The organism is Mesorhizobium calcicola, assembly GCF_042682105.1.
In the GTDB taxonomy this organism is placed as follows: Bacteria; Pseudomonadota; Alphaproteobacteria; order Rhizobiales; family Rhizobiaceae; genus Mesorhizobium; species Mesorhizobium calcicola.
In genome coordinates this window covers 74,405-98,480 of record NZ_JBHUGY010000013.1, presented here as the reverse complement: position 1 = coordinate 98,480, position 24,076 = coordinate 74,405, and the positions used below count along the sequence as shown (strand labels likewise).

The 24,076-nt window shown below is 61.9% G+C and carries 25 protein-coding genes; 17 read left to right on the top strand and 8 right to left on the bottom strand.

Features of this window, described 5'->3' with window-relative positions; genetic code table 11:
- Positions 1-8 precede the first annotated feature (8 nt).
- From ACFSQT_RS06475 to ACFSQT_RS06460, 4 genes are all read right to left on the bottom strand, one after another.
- A complete protein-coding gene (locus ACFSQT_RS06475) occupies positions 9-1,526 on the bottom strand; it encodes a type II and III secretion system protein family protein (protein ID WP_379017611.1) in 1,518 nt (505 codons plus the stop codon).
- Positions 1,523-2,335: a Flp pilus assembly protein CpaB gene (gene cpaB / locus ACFSQT_RS06470; protein WP_379017609.1), complete on the bottom strand. Its 813-nt coding sequence runs from the start codon at positions 2,333-2,335 to the stop codon at positions 1,523-1,525. Before cpaB ends, ACFSQT_RS06475 begins: the two co-directional genes overlap by 4 nt.
- A gap of 214 nt (positions 2,336-2,549) precedes the next feature.
- Positions 2,550-3,068 (bottom strand): A24 family peptidase, encoded by a 519-nt coding sequence (locus ACFSQT_RS06465; protein WP_379017607.1) that lies wholly within the window; start codon positions 3,066-3,068, stop codon positions 2,550-2,552.
- Between the two features lie 184 nt (positions 3,069-3,252).
- Positions 3,253-3,429 (bottom strand): Flp family type IVb pilin, encoded by a 177-nt coding sequence (locus ACFSQT_RS06460; protein ID WP_379017606.1) that lies wholly within the window; start codon positions 3,427-3,429, stop codon positions 3,253-3,255.
- A gap of 324 nt (positions 3,430-3,753) precedes the next feature.
- Between ACFSQT_RS06460 and ACFSQT_RS06455 the strand changes: the two genes are divergently transcribed.
- The 3 genes from ACFSQT_RS06455 (at position 3,754) to ACFSQT_RS06445 (ending at position 5,554) form a co-directional block, all read left to right on the top strand.
- The gene (locus tag ACFSQT_RS06455) at positions 3,754-4,176 is read left to right on the top strand and encodes a pilus assembly protein N-terminal domain-containing protein (protein ID WP_379017605.1); all 423 of its coding nucleotides are present in this window, start codon (positions 3,754-3,756) and stop codon (positions 4,174-4,176) included.
- A gap of 138 nt (positions 4,177-4,314) precedes the next feature.
- A complete protein-coding gene (locus ACFSQT_RS06450; RefSeq protein ID WP_379017603.1) occupies positions 4,315-4,896 on the top strand; it encodes a TadE/TadG family type IV pilus assembly protein in 582 nt (193 codons plus the stop codon).
- Between the two features lie 46 nt (positions 4,897-4,942).
- Positions 4,943-5,554 carry a TadE/TadG family type IV pilus assembly protein gene (locus ACFSQT_RS06445; RefSeq protein WP_379017669.1) on the top strand — a complete coding sequence of 204 codons (612 nt, stop codon included), beginning with the start codon at positions 4,943-4,945 and terminating at the stop codon, positions 5,552-5,554.
- 96 nt (positions 5,555-5,650) lie between these two features.
- Here the strand turns inward: ACFSQT_RS06445 and ACFSQT_RS06440 are convergent, their stop codons facing one another.
- Entirely contained in the window at positions 5,651-6,571 is a 921-nt protein-coding gene (locus ACFSQT_RS06440; RefSeq protein ID WP_379017601.1) for a phosphate/phosphite/phosphonate ABC transporter substrate-binding protein, read from the bottom strand.
- A gap of 271 nt (positions 6,572-6,842) precedes the next feature.
- Between ACFSQT_RS06440 and ACFSQT_RS06435 the strand changes: the two genes are divergently transcribed.
- The 9 genes from ACFSQT_RS06435 (at position 6,843) to ACFSQT_RS06395 (ending at position 16,984) form a co-directional block, all read left to right on the top strand.
- Positions 6,843-8,084: a phosphopentomutase gene (locus ACFSQT_RS06435; protein WP_379017600.1), complete on the top strand. Its 1,242-nt coding sequence runs from the start codon at positions 6,843-6,845 to the stop codon at positions 8,082-8,084.
- The gene (gene mutM, locus ACFSQT_RS06430; RefSeq protein WP_379017598.1) at positions 8,077-8,967 is read left to right on the top strand and encodes a bifunctional DNA-formamidopyrimidine glycosylase/DNA-(apurinic or apyrimidinic site) lyase; all 891 of its coding nucleotides are present in this window, start codon (positions 8,077-8,079) and stop codon (positions 8,965-8,967) included. The genes ACFSQT_RS06435 and mutM overlap by 8 nt, the downstream gene beginning before the upstream one ends.
- A gap of 150 nt (positions 8,968-9,117) precedes the next feature.
- Positions 9,118-9,891 (top strand): enoyl-CoA hydratase, encoded by a 774-nt coding sequence (locus ACFSQT_RS06425; RefSeq protein ID WP_379017596.1) that lies wholly within the window; start codon positions 9,118-9,120, stop codon positions 9,889-9,891.
- A gap of 284 nt (positions 9,892-10,175) precedes the next feature.
- Complete coding sequence (rpsT, locus tag ACFSQT_RS06420) at positions 10,176-10,442, top strand: 30S ribosomal protein S20 (RefSeq protein ID WP_379017594.1); 267 nt, start codon at positions 10,176-10,178, stop codon at positions 10,440-10,442.
- A 922-nt stretch (positions 10,443-11,364) separates the two neighbouring features.
- Complete coding sequence (dnaA, locus tag ACFSQT_RS06415; protein WP_379017592.1) at positions 11,365-12,840, top strand: chromosomal replication initiator protein DnaA; 1,476 nt, start codon at positions 11,365-11,367, stop codon at positions 12,838-12,840.
- Positions 12,841-13,142: 302 nt separating this feature from the next.
- On the top strand, positions 13,143-14,261 hold the full coding sequence (dnaN, locus tag ACFSQT_RS06410; protein ID WP_379017590.1) for a DNA polymerase III subunit beta: 1,119 nt from the start codon (positions 13,143-13,145) through the stop codon (positions 14,259-14,261).
- 180 nt (positions 14,262-14,441) lie between these two features.
- On the top strand, positions 14,442-15,581 hold the full coding sequence (gene recF / locus ACFSQT_RS06405; protein WP_379017588.1) for a DNA replication/repair protein RecF: 1,140 nt from the start codon (positions 14,442-14,444) through the stop codon (positions 15,579-15,581).
- A gap of 155 nt (positions 15,582-15,736) precedes the next feature.
- The gene (locus tag ACFSQT_RS06400) at positions 15,737-16,492 is read left to right on the top strand and encodes a molybdopterin-synthase adenylyltransferase MoeB (RefSeq protein WP_379017586.1); all 756 of its coding nucleotides are present in this window, start codon (positions 15,737-15,739) and stop codon (positions 16,490-16,492) included.
- A gap of 3 nt (positions 16,493-16,495) precedes the next feature.
- Positions 16,496-16,984, top strand: a complete 489-nt coding sequence (locus ACFSQT_RS06395; protein ID WP_379017584.1) for a GNAT family N-acetyltransferase — start codon at positions 16,496-16,498, stop codon at positions 16,982-16,984.
- Between the two features lie 115 nt (positions 16,985-17,099).
- Here the strand turns inward: ACFSQT_RS06395 and ACFSQT_RS06390 are convergent, their stop codons facing one another.
- Entirely contained in the window at positions 17,100-18,101 is a 1,002-nt protein-coding gene (locus ACFSQT_RS06390) for a 2-hydroxyacid dehydrogenase (RefSeq protein WP_379017582.1), read from the bottom strand.
- Positions 18,102-18,260: 159 nt separating this feature from the next.
- Here ACFSQT_RS06390 and ACFSQT_RS06385 point away from each other — a divergent pair, with 159 nt between their 5' ends.
- Positions 18,261-18,821: an SH3 domain-containing protein gene (locus ACFSQT_RS06385; protein ID WP_379017580.1), complete on the top strand. Its 561-nt coding sequence runs from the start codon at positions 18,261-18,263 to the stop codon at positions 18,819-18,821.
- A 51-nt stretch (positions 18,822-18,872) separates the two neighbouring features.
- On the opposite strand, the gene ACFSQT_RS06380 is transcribed toward ACFSQT_RS06385, so the two are convergent.
- Entirely contained in the window at positions 18,873-18,974 is a 102-nt protein-coding gene (locus ACFSQT_RS06380) for a DUF4260 family protein (RefSeq protein ID WP_379017578.1), read from the bottom strand.
- A 10-nt stretch (positions 18,975-18,984) separates the two neighbouring features.
- The gene (gene irrA / locus ACFSQT_RS06375; RefSeq protein ID WP_379017576.1) at positions 18,985-19,416 is read right to left on the bottom strand and encodes an iron response transcriptional regulator IrrA; all 432 of its coding nucleotides are present in this window, start codon (positions 19,414-19,416) and stop codon (positions 18,985-18,987) included.
- A 243-nt stretch (positions 19,417-19,659) separates the two neighbouring features.
- Between irrA and fabA the strand changes: the two genes are divergently transcribed.
- The 4 genes from fabA (at position 19,660) to ACFSQT_RS06355 (ending at position 24,013) form a co-directional block, all read left to right on the top strand.
- Positions 19,660-20,178 carry a 3-hydroxyacyl-[acyl-carrier-protein] dehydratase FabA gene (fabA, locus tag ACFSQT_RS06370; RefSeq protein ID WP_379017575.1) on the top strand — a complete coding sequence of 173 codons (519 nt, stop codon included), beginning with the start codon at positions 19,660-19,662 and terminating at the stop codon, positions 20,176-20,178.
- A gap of 37 nt (positions 20,179-20,215) precedes the next feature.
- A complete protein-coding gene (fabB, locus tag ACFSQT_RS06365) occupies positions 20,216-21,436 on the top strand; it encodes a beta-ketoacyl-ACP synthase I (protein WP_379017573.1) in 1,221 nt (406 codons plus the stop codon).
- 12 nt (positions 21,437-21,448) lie between these two features.
- On the top strand, positions 21,449-22,261 hold the full coding sequence (gene fabI, locus ACFSQT_RS06360; RefSeq protein ID WP_379017571.1) for an enoyl-ACP reductase FabI: 813 nt from the start codon (positions 21,449-21,451) through the stop codon (positions 22,259-22,261).
- 207 nt (positions 22,262-22,468) lie between these two features.
- The gene (locus tag ACFSQT_RS06355) at positions 22,469-24,013 is read left to right on the top strand and encodes a putative bifunctional diguanylate cyclase/phosphodiesterase (RefSeq protein WP_379017569.1); all 1,545 of its coding nucleotides are present in this window, start codon (positions 22,469-22,471) and stop codon (positions 24,011-24,013) included.
- Positions 24,014-24,076 lie beyond the last annotated feature (63 nt).

Sequence of the window (24,076 nt, the reverse complement as noted above, 5' to 3'; positions counted from 1 at the left end):
TTCCCCGCTTACTTGTAGATGAAGCCGACAACGCCGTGGTAGCGGCCGTTGGGCTTGTCGGTCTGCATGGTGCCGTAGACGCGATTGACCCGGCCAAGGAACATGGCCGCGCCGTCGCTGGCGGCGTTGAAATTGTCATCCGGCTTGGCGAGGTCGTTGCGGGCCACCGGCTTCACCAGATAGGGGGTGATGATGACGACGAGTTCGGTCTCGTTGCGCACGAAATCCCTGCTGCGGAAGAGCGCGCCGAGCACCGGAATCTTTGTCAGTCCGGGCAGCCCGTTGACGGCTTGCCTGACGTCGTCGCGAACCAGGCCGGCGATCATCATCGAGCCGCCTGAGGGCAATTCCACCGTCGTGTCGGCAAGACGCTTGCGCAGCGACAGGATGTTCGTGCCGGGACTTGTCACGCCTGCCGAGAGCGATACAGATCCCTCGGTTGTCGGCTCGGAAACCGAGGTTCTGACTTTCAGGCTTATGCGGCCGGGAGACAACACCACCGGCTGGAATTCCAGGCCGATGCCGTACTCGATCTTGTCGAGGGTATAGTTCGTCAGGCCAGTCTGGTTGTCGGTGGATACGTTCGCGGTGACGCCGCTCACCATGTTGTATTCACCACCGACCTTGAAGGTCGCCTTCTCGCCGGACACGGCGGTCAAGGTTGGCTCGGCCAGTGTCTTCATGACCCCGGACTGTTCCATGGCGTTGATATAGGCCTGCAGGCCAGAAGCGCCGATATTGAAGCCCGAATTCGACAGCTTCTTGCCGAGGCCGGTGAAATTGTCGCTGATCGCGCCGTAGCTGATGCCGTTGCTGCCGCCACTGCCGACCATGTTGACGCCGAGCTGCTTCATCACCGAGCGGTTGACTTCGGCGACCGTCACCTTCAGCGTGACCTGATCGTCGCCGATGATCTGCAGCAGGTTGACGATCTTGCTGGTGCGGCGCTCCTGGTCCGGGTTGTTGATGTCGACGCCGCCCTGGGCCGAACCGCCGGCCGCGGTCTGCGAATATTGTCCCGTCGTCGCTTCACCGCCCGAAACGAAGATCGTCGCCAGGTCGACCGCGCGTTTTGCATCCAGCGGCGTGTCGACCGTTCCGGTCAGGACGACGTTGTCATTCAGCAGTTCCACCTTGATGGTCGACGTCGGGAGGAAGCGCTTGATATAGTCCTCGAGGCCGGCAACGTCGCGTTCGACGGCCAGATCCATGCTGACGATCTGCTCGCCATTCGGACCGAAGACGAAGATGTTCGTCTCGCCAACCGCCTTGCCGAACAGATAGATGCGCCTTGCGGTGCGGGTCACCGCGTCGGCAACCGCCGGGTTGGCGACGAGAATGTCGTAGGCATCGCTCGGCAGGTCGATGACCACCGACTTGTTGAGACCGAGCTTGATGCGCTGGGTGGCCGTCGATGCCGTGACCTGCGCGTTCTTTGCCTCGACAACGCCTTGCACATTCGTTCCGACGAGCAGCAGGCCGAATGCCGCGGCTACGATTGCCGGCAGTTTGCCACTTAGCCTCATTTCCTTGCCCCTACTTCGGACACTTCGCCCGACTTGATCAGCCTCACCGTTCCCCTGCGGCCATTGCCGGAAACGAGATAGTCGGCCTCACCCAGATTCTTTTCCTGGGTGTCCGCGACCGCGCGCAGCGCCAGGGTCAGGCGATCCGCCATCTGCTGGGCAACCGTGATGATCTCCGCCTGACGCGGTGTCAGTTCCAGCGTGGCGGTCTGGCCCACCCTGGTCTTCTTGCCTTCCTCGTCTTCCTGAATGGTCTGGTCGATTGCCAGGACGCGGATGTTCTTGAGGATGGTTTCGGTGTTGAAATTGGCGGCGCCGCTGCTGGCATCGCCCCTGCGGGTCATGATGACATCGACGAAGTCGTTGGGAAGAATGAAGCCGCCGGCCGACGTGTCGGCCGAGATGGCCGTGGCGACCGCCCGCATGCCGGAAGGCAGGATCGACGACATGAAGCTCTGCCCTTCGCCGATCAGCTTGGAACGCCGCAAAGGCTCTCCGGCGTACATCGCCACACGGGCAACGGAACTCTTCAGCTTGTCCAACGCCTCGGGCTCGGCGGTGCGGGTGATGAAATTCGCGTTGATGCCGTCGGCTGGCCATGATTGCCAGGCGATGTTGTTTTCGAGCGGGCTGCCCATCGGAACGTCGCCCGAAAGCACAAGCACATCCTGCAGGGACACCGCCGGCGCCTGGGGCCCGGAATCGACGACGATCTGGGGCGGCGGTGCCACCATGTTTTTCGCGACATAGCCGGCACCCCCGGCCGCGGCCACCGCCACGCTCAGAATTATCAATCGCGATGCTGGCATCTGTCCGAACCCTTGCCCTGGCAAACCACGTAGCCAGGCCGGACTTTGCAGCGGCAATCGTCAAAACAAGGTTAATGCAATGCTTACGATCGTGATTAATTTAAGGTTTACATAAATTAGCCGGATCGTGCCGGAACCCAGCAATGCCGCCAGCTTGCCCCTTTTCCAAGGCCGAGCCCACGACGCAAATCAGGAAAATAAAATCGGATCGTGCTCAGGTCGCCAGCCTTGTCAGCGCCCACACCATCAAGGGCGAATCCGGATAGGTCAGCAGCCCGCCAAGGCCAAGCGCGATGCCGTAGGGAACGCCGTTTGCCTCATCGGCGAAATGGCGCAGAAACGGATTTCGGCCGGTAACGGCCGCGAGCATCGACTTCCGGTAGAGGATGATTGCGAGCGTCAGCAGGCCGCCGATGATCGTCGAGGCCACAAGATACTCGACGAGATGTACATTGAGACCCATCCACATCGCGGTGGCGGCCAACAGCTTGGCGTCGCCGCCACCCATGCCACCCATTGCGAACAGGCCGAACGTCACGGCCAGGACCAGGGCGCCGGCGGCGAAATGTCCGCCATAGGCCGACCATTCCATACCTGTCAGGGGCGCGACCAGCGCGAAAACGACGACAAGCAGCACCGGCACGCGATTGGCGATCGTCATCGACAGCATATCGGAGATCGCGGCAAACAGCATGCAGAACGGAAAGACGACGAAGATCAGGGCTTCAAGCATCGGCGCTATGCCTATTGTCCGATTTCACGGGTCTCAATCTAGGCATGTTCGATTAACGATTGATGAGACCCGGAATGAAAAGACGACTGATACTGGCGACGGCATGGAAAAGCGGCAAAGAAAAAGGGCCGCCACGTGGCGGCCCTTTCGAGAACGCAATCCGAGCGCCCAGCAATACGGCAGATTAGCTGCCGGAGCTGTTCAAGGTGTTGCCGATGAGGGTGAACTTGCCGTTGATTGCATTGCCGAGGGCGCCGGCGCCAGTGATGATGGCGAGCGCGATCAGAGCGGCGATCAGACCATATTCGATAGCGGTCGCGCCAGATTCGTCCTTCACAAAACGTGCGATGAGATTAGACATTCGAGAGCTCCTACTCCACGTGTTACAGCACTTCCGTCAACTTCTGTGATGGTTGATCGGATGCTGCCAATCTAGGGAGAAGCTCTTTCGATCGGCTTAATAAACAGCCTTACCGATTCCTTTCCCGGTTCGAACATATTGCGTGGTTAACCTCGGACTAAGTGCGGGCCGGCCCTTCCGTTTCCCGAGTCGATGGGGGTGGACCCGCACTTCGCCGGCAATCATGTCGGCTCCCCGCACCGTCGGCCAAGGTGTCCGCTTAACCGTTGGTTCACCAATCTCGTTCATATTCCGTTGATCAGTCTGCTTGCGTGGAGCGCCTCAATGGCCCAGCCGAGATCGTCAATCCTGATTGCCGCGCTTCTTGCCGCCACGACCTTCGTCGCGCCCGCCATGGCCGGCGCCGGCATCGAGGTCACGATGAACCAGGCCAAGATCGTCAAACTGTCGCGTCCCGCCGATACGATCGTGGTCGGCAATCCGGCAATCGCCGACGCTTCCGTACAGGACGCCTCGACGATCGTGCTGACCGGCAAGGGCTTCGGTGTCACCAATCTGGTCGTGCTCGATACGGACGGCAGCCCGATCGTCGACGAGCAGGTTACCGTCGTGCGACAGGCCGCCTCGTCCGTGCGTATCTATCGGCGAGCCGAAATACAGACCATGTCCTGCACACCCTATTGCGAAAGCTCCTACAAGAGCGATGCGGAGAAGACCTCCGAGGCCGAGATGAGCGTCAGCCGATAGGATGGCGCAGTGGAATGCGGTTCAGGTTATCGGCTGGTTAAGTCGACGACGCCGACTTTAACGATCATTCAAACCGGGCCTCAATTGGTTTGCGCTAATGCTCCTTCCGAGACCGCATAGAGATCGGCAGGATCAGACATGAGCAAGGAATTCGGCTCCGCGGACGAGAACGAGGCGAAACGCCCAAGGTTTTTCGCCCGCTTCCTTCGCGACCGGCGCGGCAGCACGGCAATGGAATTCGCAATCCTTGCAGTCCCATTCGCGCTGCTTGTCTTTGCCATTCTGGAAAGCTGCATCTCATTTGCCGGCCAGGAGGTGATGGCCAACATCACCGACGATATCGCGCGCCAGCTGCGCACCGGCCAGTTGAAGCCGGCCGACGTCGCCGGAACCAATTTGAGGGACAAGATCTGCGACAAACTGGAGATCATCGTCTCCCAGGATTGTCCCAATCTGCTGATGGTGGATCTTCGCCAATATGCGACGTTCGCCGCCGCGGCCTCGGCCGGCTTCAGGATTCAGGGCGGCACCGTCATCCTGACGAACGGCGGCACCGACCAGTCCTTTACCGTTGCGCCGGGTCCCGCGGAATCGCGGAACATGCTGCGGGTCTTTTACAAATGGCCGATCATGACCGATCTGTTGGCGCAGTCGATGGGCGGCAACAAGACCCTGCATTTCGCGTCGGTGACCTGGCAGAACGAGCCGTTCGACAATTGAGTTCGAGGCGGATGCACGAGCAGTAAAAGAAAAAAGGGCAATGGGCATGATGCGTGCGGGGGCACATCTCAGGACTACAGGAATTTGGCGGAAGGCAATCCGGTTCTGGTCCGATCGCCGTGGCATCGCGGCAGTCGAATTCGCCTTGATCATGCCCATTCTGCTGATCATGTATTTCGTGACCATGGAGGCGTCGCAGGCCATCGAGACCAGCAAGAAGGTCAGTCGTATCGGCAGCATGGTGGCTGATCTGGTCACGCAGCAGCCAACCGTCGTCAAGGCGGATATCGACGCTATCATGCAAATCGGCACCATCACCCTTCAGCCCTACAACCGCTCGGCCCCGAGCATCACAGTCACGGCAATACAGGTCACGACCGATGCAACGCCGCTGGTGCAAGTGGTCTGGTCGCGTAAGCTGGTCAATGGCGTCGCCAGCGCCGGCCCTACCACCACCACGGTTCCATCAACACTCAAGGTCGCCGGCACCTTCCTCATCCGCGTCGACAGCAATCTTGGCTACAAGCCTGTCATCACCTGGTCGGCGGGCAGCCAACAGAAACTTGGATTGACCTCGGCTTTCAACAACATATCGATGGGCGAAACCTATTATCTGCGTCCCCGCCGAAGCGTGGCGATCCCTTGCGGCGACTGCTGAACCGAGACCGCTAGGCGGCCCGCAGAACCGCTCTGCGCGTTTTTCCCAGGAAAACCGTTTCGCACTTTTCTTGGAATTGCTCCAAAGCACGTCGCGTTACTGCTGCGACCCACTGCCCGAGATGAAGCGCACGACGGAAGCGGCCATCTCGTAATCCTTTGGCGCCACGATAGCGAAGCCACCGGAATGCTTCGATTCCAGGAGGTCGTAGACGTCTGGCGTCATCGACTTGAGGTTGGTGAGGAACACGGTGAGCCGGCGCTTGGCTTCCGGGTCGAGATCGCTGCGGACGGCGTGGGGGCCATATCTCAGCAGCCCCGAGGTCCATACGACCTGAAGTGCCGACGCCGAAAGCCCTGCCGCCTCTAACCTTGCCTGCGTGCCCGATGCTTCCGGCTGGCCGTCGGCAGCGGCCGTCACCCAGCCGAACAGGCCATCGGCCTTGCCATTGACCAGCATCGTTTCCGCCGCCGCGGTGGAATCGGCGTGGATCAGAAATGGTGCATCTTCCGTAACCTTGCGACCCTCCGCGTTCAACGCCGCCAATGGCAAGAGAGAACCGCCGACGCTGTCCGAAGGCGCCATGGCGATGCGATGGCTTTCCATCGCCGCCAGGTCAGGCAGCTTGCCGTCCCGCGTCAGCAGAACGGAGCGGATGCCGATCGCGCCGTCAAAATCGACCGGAGCCACAAGCGGCTCGATGCATCCGCAGCGTTGCGACGCCGTTGCATAAGCGGTCGCCGAATAGATTGCGTATTCGATGCGGGCATTGGCCTGCGCATCGATCAGCGCGGCATAGTCGCGGGCAACGGCAAACTCGACCTTCATGCCCAGGGCCTTGGAGTAGGCATCGGTCAACCGTGCCAGCCCCGGAACGGTGTTGCCGGCGCCTGGCTCGGCAACGATGCCGATGCGAAACGTGCCGATGTCATCGCGCCAGTCGGCATGCGCCGGATTGGACCAGAGCGCGCCCTGCATCAGAGCAAGAGCGGCACATGCCTTCAGGGCAACCCTCATGACAGAACCGCCGTCCGCTTTCTTCGATCCATGCCCATGCCCGGCGCATCGTTGCGACATGCATTCTTTGTCGGCGCATGTCGTTGCCCCAAAACCGCCGCGCCTTGGGCGACATGCATTCTGTGTTTGTGCATGTCGTTGCCCCAAAACCGCCGCGCACTTTTGGGCGACATGCAGCAGACTATCCCGCGTGGCCGTTGCCGTTTGGTTTCCGAATTGCCAATGAAGTCGCGGAACCCTATGTCTGGTCGTTCAAACTGGCAACAACTCGATGGCGCGCGCTTTCCTCTTCGTCCTGGACTCCTTCGGCATCGGCGGCGCGGCCGACGCCGACCGTTACGGCGACGCCGGCGCCAACACATTCGCGCACATCGCGGAAGCCTGCGCCGAAGGCCGCGCGGATCGCGAAGGACTTCGCAGCGGACCGCTGTTTGTCCCCTACATGGCCTCGCTCGGGCTTGGCAAGGCTGCCGAAACCGCCACTGGACTGGGCTTCGCAAGCAGCGGAACGGAACTGCTCGCCACGGCCTTCCACGGCGCGGCGCAAGAGGTTTCGAGCGGCAAGGACACGCCGTCGGGCCATTGGGAAATCGCCGGCCTGCCGGTGCTTTTCGACTGGGGCTATTTCCCGGATACGGTTCCTGCCTTTCCGGCGGATCTGACCGAGGCGATCATCCGCGAGGGCAAGGTGCCGGGCATTCTCGGCAACTGTCATGCGCCGGGCACCGAGATCATCGAGCGGTTCGGCGAGGAGCACATCCGTACCGGCAAGCCGATCTGCTACACGTCGGTCGACTCGGTCCTGCAAATTGCCGCGCATGAAGTCCATTTCGGCCTCGAGCGGCTTTATGAATTCTGCAAGGTGGTGCGCAGGCTGGTTGACCCGCTGAGGATCGGACGAGTGATTGCGCGGCCGTTCGTCGGGGAAACCACCGCTACCTTCGAGCGAACCTACAACCGCCATGACTACGCCGTGCCGCCGCCGGAGCCGACCCTGCTCGACCGGCTGACGGCGCGCGGCAGCCGCGTCATCGCCGTTGGCAAGATCGGCGACATCTTCGCCCATCGCGGAATTTCGCAGGTGCGCAAGGGGGCGGGCAACATGGCCATGTTCGACGAGGCGCTGGGCGCGATGGATGATGCCGGCGACGGCGACCTCGTCTTCGCCAATTTCGTCGACTTCGACACCGAATTCGGGCATCGCCGCGACGTTGCAGGTTATGCTGCCGCGCTCGAGGCCTTCGACCAGCGCCTGCCGGAGGCATTTGCAAGGCTGCGGCAGGGCGATCTTCTCATCCTGACCGCCGATCACGGCAACGATCCGACCTGGCGCGGTACCGACCATACGCGTGAGCGCGTTCCGGTGATCGGCACCGGACCGGGTTTCAAGGGCGGCGACATCGGGCTGAGAACGACATTCGCCGACATCGGTGAAACCGTGGCCGAGCATCTCGGGCTGGCGCAGGGCCGGTGCGGCACGTCTTTCTATGCGGCGATTGGCGGCCATGCCTGAATTGCCGGAGGTCGAGACGGTCCGGCGTGGGCTGCAGCCGGTTCTGGAAGGCGCCACCATCACCCGTGTCGAGGCGCGCCGACCGGATCTGCGCTTTCCATTTCCCGAAAAATTCTCGCAGCGGCTGGCCGGCAAGACGATCATCGCGCTCGGCCGCCGGGCCAAGTATCTGACAATGGACATTGAAGGCGGTCCAGTGCTGATCTGCCATCTCGGCATGTCGGGTTCGTTCCGCGTCGAGACGGCCGATGGCAGCGACATGCCTGATATCTTCCACCACGACCGCTCGAAGAGCTCCACTCACGACCACGTCGTCTTCCATGTCGTATCCCCGGCCGGCGCCAGCTCCCGCGTGATCTTCAATGATCCGCGCCGCTTCGGCTTCATGTTGTTTGCCGAAGGACTGCCGGACGTCCATCCGATGCTGGCCGGGCTCGGCGTCGAGCCAACCGGCAATACTTTGGACGGCGCGCTGCTGGCCTCATTGATGAAAGGGCGGCGATCACCGCTGAAGGCAGCGCTTCTCGACCAGAGACTGATCGCCGGGCTCGGCAACATCTATGTGTCGGAGGCGCTGTGGCGCGCCGGCCTGTCGCCGCTGCGCGAGGCGGGCACGATCGCCAGGCCCGGAAAGAAGGCCCAGGCCCAAAGCGAACGCCTCGCCGAAGCCATTCGCTCGGTGATATCAGATGCGATCGCGGCCGGCGGGTCCTCGCTCAGGGACTACATGCAGACCGATGGGTCGCTGGGCTACTTCCAGCATTCCTTCGCCGTCTACGACCGCGAGGGCGAGCCTTGCTCGAAACCCGGCTGTAGCGGGCATATCGAGCGGATCGTGCAGAGCGGCCGATCGACCTTCTATTGCCGGACGTGCCAGCGGTGAGTTGGGCAATTCCGGTGCAACGGTTTTCCCGGGAAAAGCGCGTAGCGCTTTCCCTGGGGGAATTGTGTCGAAACAAGGAGATGAGCGGTTCTGCGTTTTCGTGAAACGATGAACCGCTCTGGACGACGATGGAGCGAGGAGAAGCAAGTCATGGCCTATGAAACGATCATCACCGAGACGCGCGGCAAGGTCGGGCTGATCACACTGAACAGGCCGCAGGCGCTCAATGCGCTGAACTCCCAGATTCTGGCCGAAATCGTCGCAGCCGTGAACGGCTTCAGCGCCGATGCCGGTATTGGCGCCATGGTCATCACCGGTTCCGAAAAGGCTTTCGCCGCCGGCGCCGACATCAAGGAGATGCAGGCGATCTCCTATGCCGACGCCTATCTGCAGGATTACTTCGTCGGCTGGGAAGAGCTTACGCGGACGCGAAAGCCTGTTATCGCGGCGGTGGCCGGCTATGCGCTTGGCGGCGGCTGCGAGCTGGCGATGATGTGCGATTTCATCATTGCCGCCGACACCGCCAAGTTCGGCCAACCCGAAATCACGCTCGGCGTCATTCCAGGCATGGGTGGATCGCAACGGCTGACCCGCTTCGTCGGCAAGTCGAAGGCGATGGACATGTGTCTGACCGGGCGGATGATGGATGCGGCCGAAGCCGAGCGTTCGGGCCTGGTTTCACGGGTCGTGCCTGCCGGCGAACTCGTCGAGGAGGCGCTGAAGGCTGCAGCCAAGATCGCCGACTTCTCGCTGCCGTCGGTGATGATGGCAAAGGAGGCTGTCAACCGCGCCTTCGAGACGACCCTCGCCGAGGGATTGCGGTTCGAGCGCCGACTTTTTCACTCGCTGTTCGCACTCGAGGACCAGAAGGAAGGCATGGCGGCCTTCGCCGAGAAGCGGAAGCCGAATTTCACCAACCGTTGACGCCAATCCTTACTGCATGTCGCCCCAAAGTGGCCCCGGTTTTGGGACAACGACATGCACAAAGCGACAACTTAAAGCGCGTCGCATGAATCCGTTTTAGCGCGACGCGCTTTAAGCCGCGAAGAAGATGGCCTATTGCCGCCAAAAAGAAGGCCGGGCAGCGTTGACGCGCCCGAAAAGCTGAACTATAAGCCGGACCAACCGAGGCGGCCCCGTGGCTGCCCGTTTGTTTTTTGCGCCCTGCGGCATCCCGCATGCGCCCACCAGACCAGAAGAGAGGCATCATGGCCAATACATCCTCGGCCAAAAAGGCAACGCGCAAGATTGCACGCCGTGCAGCGATCAACAAGAACCGCCGCTCGCGCGTCCGCACCTATATCCGCCAGGTCGAAGAGGCACTTGCCTCCGGTGACAAGGCTGCCGCTCAGGCTGCCTTCAAAATCGCGGAGCCGGAATTGATGCGTGCCGCAACCAAGGGCGTGATCCACAAGAACACGGCTTCCCGCAAGGTGTCGCGACTGGCCCAGCGGGTCAAGGTTCTGTCTGCCTGACATTACTTTCCTAGACTGACGTTCTTCGAGCCCGGCCGATTGCGCCGGGTTTTTTCGTTTGCCGGCAAGTACTTAAAAAGAATACTCCGAAACGGTGACCAACGCAGATTTCACGGTTCGAAATGCTTTGCCGGCACATGCATGCCCGTTGCTGGTCGGCATGCTTGAAAAGGGTTCGCCGAGAAATTCCCGGCCCACAGAAATAACCTATATTTTTCAGATAGTTGCCGATAGTCGTCCACAGCTTGTTCACATCGAGCCGGGGCGATGGGGGACAAGTAGCTGTCAAGCGAATTATTTCAGAAAATTTCGTGCCACGCCGGCTTTTTCATATTCGCCGGAAAAGAGTTTGAATCCCAATGGCTTTGTTAAATTGTGCCGTTGCGGCACCCCACTCGAACCGGCTTCCAGTAACCAGATTCCTTAAAAATCGGTTAGTACCGGCCTTGCCCTATCCACAGCGATTTCGGTATTGTCGGTCTATCGAAAGGGACGGGCTCCGGCCCTTAACCCAGATGAGACGGCCAGCTTAAATTGGCGGGATTTGTGACGCGGATCAAGTCCGTGGACGGGTTTGGTTTGTCTTTTTCGATACGGTAGGGGACTGGCGTAACTAGACATGGCAGGTAGACGGCGCGCCGGCGCTCTTTTCGCCGGACGGTGTTGTATTGCCCTGACATACCCAACGCGGACTGGCTTCCATGGGCCGGCACCGGTTTCCCCCGGATATTGGCGATGTCATCTGCCAGCGGCGGCAGCAGGCATCGCAGCGAAGGCGCAGTTGCCGGAACACGGATGCAGGAGGCGCATCCCCCGGTGGAAACAGGTACGGAAAGACAAGGAAAAGACCATGCAGAGCGGCATCGAAAGGGAGCTTACGGGCGACCTCCCATTTCCCGGAACTTTGGTCGGAGCAAACGACATGGCTGTCTCCAGCGACGCGGAACAGAAGTTCGACCGGGTCAAGGCCCAGTTGAAGGCGCGCCTGGGAACCGAAGTCTATTCGAGCTGGTTCGGCCGCATGAAGGTCGCGGAGGCTTCCAAGGGCATTGTCCGCATCTCGGTGCCCACAGCCTTCCTGCGCTCATGGATCAACGGTCACTATCTCGACCTCATCTCCGAACTGTGGAAACAGGAGGATGCCGATCTCCTCAAGATCGAGATCGTCGTGCGCACGGCGACGCGCCAGGGGCGCAGCCAGGCCGAGCCGGAAATGGTCCCCGCGCGAGCCAAGATGACCCGGCAGACGCAAACGGCGCTCGCCGCCGGCACCGTCAGCCCCGGCCGGGCAGAGCGTGCACCGGCTCCGCGTCCGGGCACACAGGTCGAGAGCGAATTCCGACACAATGTGCTCGGCTCGCCGCTTGACCCGCGCTACACATTCGGCTCCTTCATCGAGGGACCGTCGAACCGGGTGGCCTTCGCCGCCGCCAAGGCAGTAGCGGAATCGCAATCGAGCGCGGTGCGCTTCAATCCGCTTTTCCTTCACGCAACCGTCGGGCTCGGCAAGACACATCTGTTGCAGGCAATCGCCGCGGAATCGCTGAAGCAGAACCCCAAGTCGCGCGTCGTCTATCTGACGGCCGAGTATTTCATGTGGCGCTTTGCCACCGCGATCCGCGACAACAATGCGCTGACGCTCAAGGAACAGCTGCGCGACATCGACCTGCTGATCATCGACGACATGCAGTTCCTGCAGGGCAAGTCGATTCAGCATGAATTCTGCCATCTGATCAACATGTTGCTCGACAGCGCCAAGCAAGTCGTCGTTGCCGCCGACCGGCCGCCTTCGGAACTGGAATCGCTCGAACCGCGGGTGCGGTCGCGCCTCAATGGCGGCGTCGCGCTTGAAATGTCGGCGCCCGATTTCGCGATGCGCCTTGGCATGCTTAAACTGCGCCTTGCCACCGCCAGGGTCGATGACGCATCGCTCGATATTTCGGAGGAGATCCTCAATCACGTCGCCCGCACCGTGACCGGCAGCGGACGCGAGCTGGAAGGTGCGTTCAATCAGCTGCTGTTTCGCCAATCCTTCGAACCGCAGATCACCATCGACCGGATCGACGAGATCCTCGGCCACATCTATCGCACCGGCGAGCCGAAACGGGTCCGTATCGAGGACATCCAGCGCATCGTCGCGCGCCACTACAACGTGTCGAAGACCGAGTTGCTGTCCAACCGGCGCACGCGCACCATCGTCAAGCCGCGGCAGGTCGCCATGTATCTGTCGAAGGTGATGACGCCGCGCTCGCTGCCCGAGATCGGACGCCGTTTCGGCGGCCGCGATCACACCACGGTGCTGCACGCCGTGCGCAAGATCGAGGACCTTTCCGGCAACGACAACACGCTGGCGCAGGAACTCGAGCTGTTGAGGCGGCTGATCAACGACCAGGCTTGAGGCTCGGGAAGGCCGAGCCGGAACAACACCGGAATTCAAGGGCTTGCCGGTGCGGCACCGAACCTGGAATGGGCTCGTGGCGCCGCCGGGGGGCTGTCCGGATTTCGGTTTTACGACACCGGTTCGCGGACTTCGTGGCCTTTATCCCCAGAAAGCCCGCGTAGCCGGCCCGAACCGGTGGCGCGGGCTTGCGTTTGCTGGCTTTTTCCTGTCAGTTTACGCAGATTCTGAGCCTGTTCAGACCTTTCGCGGGGCGCCGCTCTCTGGTGACCCGTCATTCATTCAAGCGAGCCTGTTTCGTCATGCGTGTTATCCTGGAACGGTCAAATCTCCTGAAGTCACTCAACCACGTCCACCGTGTGGTCGAGCGACGCAACACCATACCGATCCTGTCCAACGTGCTGCTCAGCGCCGAGGGCGCCAGCCTCGAAATGAAGGCGACCGATCTCGACCTCGAGGTGACGGAAGCAACGCCCGCCAAGGTGGAGCGCGGCGGGGCAACGACGGTTCCGGCACATCTGCTCTATGACATCGTGCGCAAGCTCGCCGATGGCGCCGAGGTGATGCTGAAGACGGACGAGGACGGCAACGCGATGACGGTGACGTCCGGCCGTTCGAGCTTCCGCCTCCAGTGCCTGCCGCAATCCGACTTTCCCGAACTTTCGGCCGGATCCTTCTCGCATATCTTCCGTCTCGACTCGGTTGCCCTGAAGGGCCTGATCGAGAAGACCCAGTTCGCCATCTCCACCGAAGAGACACGCTATTATCTGAACGGCATCTACCTGCACACGCATGAGGTCGGCGGCAAGCTGAAGCTGCGCTCGGTGGCGACCGACGGCCATCGCCTGGCGCGCGCCGAGATCGACGCTCCGGCGGGTTCCGAGGGCATGCCGGGCATCATCATTCCGCGTAAGACGGTGAGCGAGCTGCAGAAGCTGGTCGACGATCCCGATGTCGCTGTCACCACCGAACTGTCGGACACCAAGATCCGCTTCACCATCGGCAGCGTCGTCTTGACCTCCAAGCTGATCGACGGAACCTTCCCGGACTACCAGCGGGTCATTCCGACCGGCAACGACAAGAAGCTGATCGTCGACCGCCAGAGTTTCGCCGCTGCGGTCGATCGCGTCTCGACCATCTCCTCCGAACGCGGCCGCGCGGTGAAGCTTTCGATCAGCGAGGGTCAAGTCACGCTTGCGGTCAACAATCCGGATTCAGGCAGCGCCACCGAGGAGCTGGCCGCCGACTATTCCTCCGATCCGATCGAGATCGGCTTCAACGCCAAGTACCTGCTCGACGTTGCCGCGCAGCTGACCGGCACGGAGGCCAAATTCATGCTGGCCGATGCCGGTTCGCCGACGCTGATCCACGACATGGCCGACGAGACCGCGCTCTACGTGCTGATGCCGATGCGGGTGTAGCCGACGCTGCGTCATCACTGCGCGACAAGACCGGCAACGAGAACGATGGTTGCGGCGACTTCCAGAGCAATTCCCGGAAAAGTGTGAAGCAGTTTTCCGACCGGAATTGCGCCAACACAAAGAGATAGAGCGGTTATGCGTTTCCGTGAAACGATGAACCGCTCTATAGGCGGATAGCGGTTGCCGGCACAGACTCACATAAGTAAGCTTACACTTACTAATTTTCGCAACTACGCGGAACTGGCGATCGACCTGGCGCCGGGTGCCGTGGTTTTTTCCGGCGACAACGGTGCCGGCAAGACCAACCTTCTCGAAGCGATCTCCCTGCTGACGCCGGGGCGAGGCTTGCGCCGCGCCCCTTATGCGGATGTCGCGCGCGAGGGTGGCGACGGCGGCTTTGCCCTGCACGCCCGGCTCGACGGGCCCGACGGTCAGGTCGAGATCGGTACGGGCATTTCAGGTGGCGACAGCGCCGGCGAAGGCGGCAGGCGGGTTCGTATCAACGGCGCTTCGGCGCGTTCGGCCGAGGATATGCTGGAATGGCTGCGCGTGGTATGGCTGACACCGGCGATGGACGCGTTGTTCACCGGACCGGCCGCGGATCGCCGGCGCTTTCTCGATCGGTTGGTGCTGGCGATCGACCCCGGGCACGGCCAGCGCGCGATCGACTACGAAAAGGCGATGCGCGGCCGTAACCGGTTGCTTACTGAAGGCTCCCGGGACGACCGCTGGTTCGACGCGATCGAAACGCAAATGGCCGAAACCGGGGTGGCGATCGCCGCCGCGCGCGCCGAGATGGTGCGCCTGCTGGCCGCGATGATCGACAGGCTGCCCGACACCGGGCCGTTTCCGCAAGCCGATATCGGCCTTTCGGGTGACCTGGAAGCCGAGATTGCCACCGCACCGGCGGTCGATGTCGAGGAGCGGTTCCGCCGAACGCTTGCCGAGGGCCGCGACCGCGACCGTGCCGCCGGGCGCACGCTCGATGGCCCACACCGTTCGGATCTTGTGGTTCGGCACCGTCCCAAGGCGATGCCGGCAGAACTCTGCTCGACAGGCGAGCAGAAGGCGCTGCTGGTCGGCATCGTCCTGTCGCACGCCCGGCTGACCGGCGAGATGTCCGGCATGACACCGATCCTGCTGCTTGACGAAATCGCCGCGCATCTCGATGGCGGGCGGCGGGCGGCGCTGTTTTCCATCCTCGAGGACTTGAACTGCCAGGCGTTCATGACCGGAACCGATGCGGCGCTGTTTTCCAGCCTCAAAGGACGTGCGCAATTCCTGACCGTCGACCACGGCACGGTTGGGCCAACGATCTAAATCTTTGTCTATGCATGTCGTGTCCCAAAACCGCTTCACACTTTTGGGTGACATGCATTGGGTTTATGCATGTCGTTGCCCCAAAACCGTTTCACAATTTTGGGTGACATGCATTGGCTCCTGACAAGGTTTTTCAGTCACTGTATGGTCCGGCAATGACCGCTGCCGCCCTGACCGCCGACGAGATCGAACGCTATGCCCGCCACATCGTGCTGCCCGAGGTCGGCGGCGCCGGCCAGCAGAGACTGAAGCAGGCGCGGGTTCTGGTCATCGGCGCCGGCGGGCTGGGCGCGCCGGTGCTCGAATATCTTGCCGCGGCCGGCGTCGGCACGCTCGGCGTGGTCGACGACGACACCGTCTCGCTTTCCAACCTGCAGCGTCAGGTCATTCACGGCACCGATACTGTCGGCATGTTGAAAACCCATAGCGCCAAGGCGGCGATTGCGCGCATCAATCCCAACACCACTGTCGAGACGCATACGTTCCGGCTGACCGCGGACAACGCCCCTGACCTCGTCGCCCGCTATGACATCGTCGTCGACGGTTCCGACAATTTCGAAACCCGCTATGTCGTGGCCGACGCCTGCGCTAGCGAAAGGAGACCGCTGGTGCATGCCGCAGTCGGACGTTTCGACGGCTCGGTGACCGTGCTGAAGCCATTCGAAGACGGCAAGGACGGCAAGCCCAACCCGGGCTACCGCGATCTGTTTCCGGAACCGCCGCCATCTGGCCTGGTGCCGTCCTGTGCCGAGGCCGGGGTGCTGGGAGCGCTGACCGGCGTCGTCGGCACGCTGCAGGCGATGGAGGCGATCAAGCTGATCACCGGCATCGGCGAGCCGCTGGTCGGCCGGCTGCTGCTCTATGATGCGCTGGCCGCCCGCTTTGACACCATCCGCTACAAGAGAAGCTGACCCGTGAGCCGGACCGAGGCTGTCTCCATCACGCGGATCCCGGCCGATTTCGATCGTTGGAACGATGTGCTCGCACTGATCATGGATGCCTTCGCCGCCATGGACGGCGTCATCGACCCACCCTCCTCGGCGCATTTGCTGACCGCCGACACTCTGCGCGACAAGGCGAGGCGGGAGACCGGTTTCGTTGCATTCGAGAAAGACAGGATCGTCGGCTGCGTTTTTCCCCTTCAAAGGGCGGCGGAGTTTTATGTCGGCAAGCTCGCCGTCGCGCCGGATTGCCAGGGACAAGGCATTGGCCGGCGGCTGATGCAGGCGGTGGAAGATCTAGCCCGTAGCCGCGGCAAGGCCGCCATCGAGCTTCAGACGCGGATCGAGCTGACCGGAAACCATGCGGCCTTTGCCCGTTTCGGCTTCCGCGAGACCGAACGGACGGCGCATGAAGGCTACACCAGGCCGACCTCGATCACCATGCGCAAAGTGCTTGCGTAAGTCTGGTCCTTCATTCGAAACGCCGCGCTTCGATCGCGTCAGGTCTTAAAGCCTGCTCCATCGCAATGGATTGGGATGGAGCATCTTTTCCGAGATCCGGCCTCGCTTTTCGGGATCAGACTCTAAGCGGCAGCACGCGATCCGGCGGGCGGTGGCCGTCGACGAATGCGCGGATGTTGATGATGACCTTTTCGCCCATGTCGATGCGGCCTTCGAGTGTCGCCGAGCCCATATGCGGCAGAAGCACGACCTTGCCCTTGGCGGCGAGCTTCAGCAGCTTGCTGTTCAATGCCGGCTCGTGCTCGTAGACGTCGAGGCTGGCTCCGGCGAGCTTGCCCTCGTGGATCAGCTTGACCAATGCCTCTTCGTCGATGATGTCGCCACGCGCGGTGTTGACGACATAGGCCGTGGGCTGCAGCAGCGCCAGCCGCCGCGCCGAAAGCAGATGGAAGGTTGCCGGCGTCGACGGGCAATTGACCGAGATGATGTCCATCCGGGCCAGCATCTGGTCGAGGCTTTCCCAATAGGTCGCCTCCAACTCGTCTTCCACGGCCGGCAGCACGCGATGGCGGTTGTGGTAGTGGATCGACAGGCCGAAGGCCTTGGCCCGCCTGGCGACCGCGGTGCCGATGCGCCCCATGCCGACAATGCCGAGCCGCTTGCCCCAGATGCGCCGGCCAAGCATCCAGGTCGGCGACCAGCCGGCCCATTTCTTGTCGCCAATAAGCACATTGGCGCCTTCCACCAGCCGCCGCGGCACCGCCAGCATCAGCGCCATGGTCATGTCGGCGGTGTCTTCGGTCAGCACATTGGGCGTGTTGGTGACGGTGATGCCCTTCTTGGCCGCCGCCTCGACATCTATCTTGTCGACGCCATTGCCGAAATTGGCGATCAGCTTGAGATTGTCGCCGGCCTGGGCGATCAGCGCCGCATCGATCTGGTCGGTCACCGTCGGCACCAGCACGTCGGCTTCCTTGACCGCCGCAACCAGTTCCGGCTGCGTCATCGGCCTGTCCTCGACATTCAGCCGGGCATCGAACAGCTCGCGCATGCGGGTCTCGACCGGGTCGGGCAGCTTTCGCGTGATGACGACGAGAGGCTTCTTTTTGCCTGCCATTGTTTCCTCGTACCCCGATCTCGTTGAGACCTCTTTAACCAAGACCGGCGAAACTGAAAGCCGGTCGCGGTGCCGATTACCCCATGTAACAAGCGGTGCCGCCGAAGACAAAGAAAAAGGGGCGCCGAGGCCGAGAGGCAAGCGCCGAAAGGAATGAAAGTGTCTGGTTTCGCGTCGCTTCGCCTGACCCTCAGTGCAGCATTTCTCGGCGCTCTGCTTTATTCCCCGCTTGCCGCGGCGCAGAGTGCGGCAGCACCTGCCCAAAGCGTCGTCACGCTCGGCCCGAGCGGTCTGCCGCTGCCGCGATTCGTCAGCCTGAAATCCGGCCGCGTCAACTCGCGCGTCGGCCCCGGCGCCAACTACTCGGTCGACTGGATGTATATGAAGGCCGGCCTGCCGATGGAGATCATCCAGGAATTCGATACATGGCGTCGCGTGCGCGATGCCGACGGTTCGGAGGGGTGGATCAACCAGTCGCTGCTTTCCGGCCGGCGCACGGCAATCGTCGCCCCGTGGCAGCGCGGCAAGGGCGCCGAGGTCAACCTTCTCAACAGCCCTGAAAAGGACGCAAGGGTGGTCGCGATGGTCGAGCCGGGCGTCATGGGCACGATCAAGTCCTGCGACGGCCAGTGGTGCGAAATGACGTTCGATGGCCACACCGGCTGGCTCGCCCAGTCGCTCGTCTGGGGCGCCTATCCCGGTGAACGGGTCAAGGACTGATTTTGAGCCTTTGGCCACGATCGTTCCGGACCAGAGATTCGCGGTCGCTGTTTAGCGCCCGATATGGGTGTCCGGAAAGTCGGTTGACAGCTTCAGGCCGTAACCCGGCGCACGGCCGATGGCGATGGGGGCGATCCAGATTGAGGGTTTCATCCCTCGCGGGTCATTCCTGGCGTTTGGGGCGCAGCCTCACCACGATGTCGACATTGGCGATCTCCATCCCCTCCGGCGGCTCCGGCAGGTTGGCAACCGTCACCGGACCGCTATCAATGTCGAATATGCGGTTTTCGCCTTCGATGTAGAAATGGTGATGGTCGGAGGTGTTGGTGTCGAAATAGGTCTTCGCGCCCTCGACGGCGAGGATGCGCAACAGGCCAGCCTGGGTGAACTGGTGAAGGGCATTGTAGACGGTGGCCAGCGACACCGGCACGCCGGCCGCGACCGCCTCCTCGTGCAGTTCCTCGGCCGACAGATGACGGTCGCCCTTGGCGAAAAGCAGGTCGGCCAGCGCAATGCGCTGACGCGTCGGCCTCAGGCCGGCTTCACGGACCCGCTTGTCCACAGCGACATTTTCCTTCCGACCGCCCAGGTCCATCTTCTCGTCGAACCCCACAGTTCCGCCCCAAGACACGCCCAGAATGGCAAAAAAATGAACGTCTGCCGAAACCGGACCTGTGCTGACATATATTCTGTCGCCCGAATGCGATCAATAGCGCGCATTGACCCAGGCAGGCGAGCAGGTTAAGCGCAAACGCCGGTTTCCGGCCTGAAACAGATTGTGTTAGGAAACCAACGACAAGGGCGCCCGATAGCCCGGAACGATATGGGGACGAAATTGATGGCGGGTTCGAAATCCAGCTACGACTACGACGAATTGCTGGCCTGCGCCCGCGGCGAACTGTTCGGACCGGGCAATGCCCAGCTTCCCTATCCGCCCATGCTGATGTTCGACCGCATCACCGAGATCAACGAGACGGGCGGCGCCTTCGACAAGGGCTTCATCCGCGCGGAATTCGACATCAAGCCGGACCTGTGGTTCTTTGCCTGCCATTTCATCGGCAATCCGATCATGCCGGGATGCCTCGGCCTCGACGCCATGTGGCAATTGACGGGCTTCTTTCTCGGCTGGCTCGGCGAACCCGGCAAGGGAATGGCGCTGTCGACCGGTGAGGTAAAATTCAAGGGCATGGTGACGCCCTCGGTGAAGAAGGTCGAGTATGGGATCGACTTCAAGCGCGTGATGCGTGGCCGGCTGGTGCTCGGCATCGCCGATGGCTGGCTGAAGGCGGATGGCGAGCCCATATACGCGGCAACGGATTTGAAGGTCGGTCTGTCCAAGCAGTCGGCGGTCGGCTGACCGGCATCCCGGCCGGTCCCCCTGGAAGGAGTTGCGAATGAGACGTGTCGTAGTCACAGGCCTCGGCATCGTGTCGTCGATCGGCAACAATGCCAACGAGGTGCAGGCCTCGCTGCATGACGCCAGATCCGGCATCAGCTTCTCCGATTCCTTCGCCGAACATGGCTTCCGCTGCCAGGTCTGGGGAGCGCCGACGCTCGATCCATCCGCCATGATCGACCGCCGTGCGATGCGCTTCCTGTCGAAAGGCGCCGCCTGGAACCACGTCGCCATGGATCAGGCGATCGCGGATGCGGGCCTCGGCGAGAACGACATCACCAATGAGCGCACCGGCATCGTCATGGGGTCGGGCGGACCATCCACCCGCACCATCGTCGAAGCGGCCGAGGTCACGCTGAAGAACGGCAGTCCCAAGCGCATCGGTCCGTTCGCGGTGCCGAAGGCGATGTCGTCGACGGCATCGGCAACGCTTGCCACCTGGTTCAAGATCCACGGCGTCAACTACTCGATCTCGTCGGCCTGCTCGACCTCGGCGCATTGCATCGGCAATGGCTACGAACTGATCCAGTGGGGCAAGCAGGACATGGTCTTTGCCGGCGGCCACGAAGACCTCGACTGGACGATGTCGGACCTGTTCGACGCCATGGGCGCCATGTCGTCGAAATTCAACGACCGGGCATCCGCCGCCTCGCGCGCCTATGACGCCGATCGCGATGGCTTTGTCATCGCCGGCGGCGCCGGTGTGCTGGTGCTGGAAGAACTGGAGCATGCCAAGGCGCGCGGCGCCAAGATCTACGCCGAGATCGTCGGCTACGGCGCGACCTCGGACGGCTTCGATATGGTGGCGCCATCCGGCGAAGGCGCGGTTCGCTGCATGCGCCAGGCGCTGGCGACGGTTTCCACACCGGTCGACTACATCAACACCCACGGGACGTCGACGCCGGTGGGAGATTCCAAGGAAATGGGCGCGATCCGCGAGGTGTTCGGCGAAAAGATGCCGTACATCACGTCGACGAAATCGCTGACCGGCCATTCGCTGGGCGCGGCCGGCGTGCAGGAATCCATCTACTCGATCCTGATGATGCAGGGCGGCTTCATCGGCGAAAGCGCCCATATCGAGGCCCTCGATCCCGAATTCGAGGGCATGCCGATCGTGCGAAAGCGCATCGACAACGCCAAGATCGACACTGTTTTGTCAAATTCGTTCGGCTTCGGTGGCACCAACGCAACGCTCATTTTCCAGCGCTATTCCGCATAAGGACTGCCAGTCATGGACGGATTGATGAAGGGCAAGCGCGGGCTTGTCATGGGTGTCGCCAACGACCATTCGATCGCCTGGGGCATCGCCCGGAAATTGTCCGAACATGGGGCGGAGCTTGCCTTCACCTATCAGGGCGATGCCTTCGGGCGCCGGGTCAAGCCGCTCGCCGACAAGCTCGGCGCTTCGCTGGTCGTGCCATGCGACGTCGAGGACAGCGCTTCGGTCGCCGCCACGTTCGAGACGCTGGGCAATGCCTGGGGCGGGCTTGATTTCGTCGTCCACGCCATCGGCTTTTCCGACAAGAACGAGCTGAAGGGCCTCTACGCCGACACCAGCCGGGACAATTTCGTCCGCACCATGGTGATTTCCTGCTATTCCTTCACCGAGATCGCCCGCCACGCGGCCGCCTTGATGCAGGACGGCGGATCGATGATCACGCTGACCTACGCGGGTTCGGTCCGCGTCATGCCGAACTACAATGTCATGGGCGTCGCCAAGGCCGGGCTGGAGGCCAGCGTGCGTTACCTCGCCAACGACTACGGTCCGCGCGGCATCCGGGTGAACGGCATATCGGCTGGACCGGTGCGTACGCTCGCCGGCGCCGGCATTTCCGACGCGCGCCATATGTTCTCCTATCAGCAGCGCAACTCGCCGCTGCGCCGCACCGTGACCATCGACGAGGTTGGCGGTTCCGCGCTTTATCTGTTGTCCGATCTGTCTTCGGGCGTTACCGGCGAAATCCATTATGTCGATTCCGGCTATCACATTGTTTCCATGCCGACGCTTGATGAATTGAAGCAGACCGATGGCGGGCGAGACTAATGTCTGTCGCCCAAAATCGCTCGTCGGTTTTGGGACGACGACATGCATAAAACGAAAGCTTAAAGTGCATCGACCGAATCTGTTTCAACCCGACGCGCTTTTAATCCGCACAAGAAATACTTCCGGTCCAATAAAATTGGACGCATTCGCGGAAACTCATTTTAAGGAGATTTCCGCTAGAAGGGCCCGTACTCTGGGGACCTTGCAATGCCCGCCGTCAGCAACCCGAAGCGAACACCGGTGTTCCGGCTGCTCACCATAGCAAGCTCGGGCATTGGCAGTTTCGTTCTCGGCCTCTGGGGTCTGAAGCACGGTCTCGGCGATGGTTTTGCCGGCATACCGGCCGACATGATGGTCGCGATGATGGCCGCGCTTTGCGCACTGGCGGCGTCGGTAGCCGCGATGTCCTTCTTCGCCGGCGTGGATGAATCGGTGGATTTCGTCTTCACGGAAACCCAGTTCGACAAGCTGACCGGACTGCTGGCGCGTCCGGCGATGGTCGGCAAGATTGCCGAGGCGGCATGCGCGACAAGCCGGACCGGCGAGCCGGTATTCCTCATCGACATCGACATCGATCGGTTCAAGCAGATCAACGATGCCATCGGCTACAGCCAGGGCGACGAATTGATCCGTGCCTTCACCAAGCGATTGAAGACATGCGTGCCGCAACGCGCGGTGATCGGACGCATCGGCGCCGGTGAATTCGCGGTTCTGCTCCCCGACAATCAGGTGTCAGGGTCGCTGGAAAGCGCCATCGAGAGGCTCATCGACGAGATGATGGAGCCCTATGAGCTCAGCACGCACCTGCAATCGGTCAGCCTGTCGGTGGGCATCGTGGCGATGCCCAAGGACGGTTTCGATCCCGTCCTCATCCTGCGCCGCTCCAATCTGGCGCTGCAGAATGCGCGCGCCAGCGGCGTCGGCAACTGGTCGGTCTTCCACGCCGAAATGGGCAGGGTCGCCGACCATCGCCAGTGGGTCGAGTCCGAGCTGCACATTGCCTTCGAGCGCGGCGACTTCGACCTTCACTACCAGCCGCAGCTCGATCTCCCGACCGGCCGCATCGTCGGCTATGAAGCGCTGATCCGCTGGCGGCATCCCGAACGCGGCATGATCCCGCCGATGGAGTTCATTCCGATCGCCGAGGAAACCGGCATGATCGGTCCGATCGGCGAATGGGTGCTGCGCAAGGCTTGCAGCGACGCGCGTCATCTGCCCGACGACTGCTTCGTCGCGGTCAATATCTCGCCCGTGCAGTTCATGACCAAGGACTTCGTCGGTATCGTGCGCGACACCATGACGAGCACCGGCATCAAGCCGTCGCGGCTGGAACTGGAAGTGACCGAGACGGCGATGATGCAGGACCGCGACCGCGCCGCAACAATCCTGAAGCAGCTTGCAGAGTTGGGCATCTCGGTTGCCGTCGACGATTTCGGCACCGGCTATTCCAATCTGAGCTACCTGATCGACTTCTCGTTCGGCAAATTGAAGATCGACCGGTCCTTCGTCAGCCGGCTCGATACGGACTCCAGCTCCGGCGCGGTCGTCTCGACCATCGTCGGGCTTTCGCGCGCGCTCGGGGTCAGCATCATCGCCGAAGGCGTCGAGACCGAAAGCCAGGCGACGCTGCTTAGGGCAGCGGGCTGCGAAGTGGTGCAGGGCTACCTGTTCGGCAGGCCGGCGCCACTCAAGTTCAGGGTTGGCGACACGCATGCCACCGACGAGACGCGGCGCGTCGCCAATCTGCATTGAAGGCGGCGCCGCATCTGCTCACTTGCGCAAACCGGTTCCCACTTTTCGGGATCATGCTTCAGA